Origin of the sequence: Dietzia sp. E1 (assembly GCF_014145015.1) — a bacterium.
GTDB lineage: Bacteria > Actinomycetota > Actinomycetes > Mycobacteriales > Mycobacteriaceae > Dietzia > Dietzia cinnamea_A.
This window is the reverse complement of record NZ_JAALDU010000570.1, coordinates 1-1904: the sequence shown is the minus strand read 5'-3', so window position 1 is coordinate 1904 and position 1904 is coordinate 1. Positions and strand designations below refer to the sequence as shown.

The window sequence follows — 1904 nt, the reverse complement described above, 5'->3', positions numbered from 1 at the left end:
GCTGACGCCGCCGCCGACTGCGCACGCGCAGGGGACGGCCCGCTCCCCTCCGCCGGTCGCCAGCTCGTGCTGGCGCGAGCGCTCGCGTTGACCGTGGCCGCCGCCCTCGGCTGGTACACCCTGTCCGGCCTGCGCGCGGTCACCGGGAGCACGCTGCTGCCGTTCCGCATGATCCCGGTGGTGACCCTGGCGCTCACGCTGGCCGGGATCGTCGGCGCGCTCGCCCTGGCTCGGTGGGCGGTACGCACCTCCCCCCAGCGTTCCCGCGGGCGCGTGACCGCCGCCGCGGTCGTGATCGCCGGACTCGCCGCGGTGCAGATGGTGCAGCACGTCTCCGACGAGGACTCCGACTTCGCCGCGGCCGCCCGGGCGAACCCCGGGGTGCCGGAGGACGTGCTCGGGGCGATCGACGAGATGACCGGCGACCGCGCCCCATCCGACCTGGTCCTGCTGACCGCGGATCCGGCCCTTTACGCGTACCGGCCCTTCTTCTCGTTCCAGGCGCCGGCGCAGGCCTATGCGACCCCGGCGGGCCGCTACGAGGAGCGACTCGACGAGATCCGTCGATGGTCCGACACGGACTCGCCGGCGCAGCTGACGGCCGCGATCGAGTCGAGCCCGTTCCGCGGCCCCGACGTCCTTGTCCTGGATCGCGAAGGGTCCCGGAGATGGGTGTTCCCGGCCATGGTCAACGTGATGCCGCGGTCCCAGAACAATGTCCGGGAGGAGATCGTTTTCGCCCCTCGGCATTTCGACGATCCAGCTCTGTTCGACGTGCGCGAAGTGGGGTCGCGGATGGTGATCGTCCGGCGCTGACCCAGCCTGTCGGCCCGATCGTGGTCGCTCCGCCGTGACCCCTCGCTCCCGCGTGGTCATGCTGCGGCCTCGTGGCCGCCGGTGTGTCGGGCGATGGCGTGGTCGAGGTCGTGCAGGAGCGCGAACGGCAGGATGGGTGCGTCGAGTGGTGTCAGTGGCGGTGGCCCGGGTTTGGGTGGTGGCGGGTTGCTGGCGCGTGGGGTTCCGGTGGGTGGTATCCATCGGACGCCTTGGGGTGCGCGGGGGTCGGGGATGGTGGCCCAGCCGGTGTCGTGGATCATGGCGTGGCAGTCGGCGCTGGTCAGGGCCAGTTCGTCGATGTTGGTCAGGCCGCCGGCGGCCCAGGGTGTGCCGGCGTGGTGGGCTTGGCAGTGTCGGGCGTCCTGGTCGCAGTCGGGGTGGGTGCAGCCGCCGTAGGCGGCGAACAACGCTAGGCGTTGGTAGCGGGAGGCGGTGCGGCGACTGCGGTAGAGCTTGAGGTCGATCTCCTGGTCGCACAGGGCGAGGAACCAGTGGTTGCCGCGGGCCATGGCGATGGCCTGGTCGACGGGCACGCGGATCCCGGCGTCGGTGTGGCCGCATCCGGCCAGGGTGGCCAGTTGGTCGAGGTCGATGCGCACGACGATCGCCGCCGCGGCGCCGGTCTTGCTGGCGTCGGCGCTCAGCGCGAGGGTGAGGGCGTGGACGAGGGCGTCGTGCATGCGTTGCCCGTCGCTGCGGTCATCGGGGGTCTGCTCGTCGGGCCAGAGGCGTCCGGGTTGTGCCCAGCGGGCGTGGACTTCGCGCATCAGGGCCGCCAGTTGGGGATCCATGGTCATGGCGGCGCGGGCCATCAGGTCCAGTCCCTGGCCGGAGCAGGTGACCGAGCGACGCCGGGCCCGTTCGCCGGCGCCGCGTTCGGTGCGGCCCGGGTCGATCTGGTCCAACAGGCGGTGGGCGTTCTCCTGCAGGCGGCGGGTCGTGCACTGTCCGGCGGCCAGGGCGATCAGTTCGGCTTCGAGGCGGTGGCGCTCGTCGTCGTCGATCTCGTCCGGTAGCGCGGCCAGGGTGGTGTTGATGATCTTCAGGTGCCCGGCCGAGATCGTCCC

Annotated in this window: 2 protein-coding genes; one reads left to right on the top strand and one right to left on the bottom strand. The window is 72.2% G+C overall.

The features are described 5' to 3' along the window. Positions 1-816, top strand: an 816-nt coding sequence (locus G6030_RS15930; RefSeq protein ID WP_182643776.1) for an arabinofuranosyltransferase, incomplete at its 5' end; no start/stop codon positions are given. 56 nt (positions 817-872) lie between these two features. Here G6030_RS15930 and G6030_RS15925 read toward each other — a convergent pair. After that, positions 873-1904 (bottom strand): HNH endonuclease signature motif containing protein (locus G6030_RS15925; protein ID WP_182643775.1); only part of this gene is annotated, 1032 nt, incomplete at its 5' end.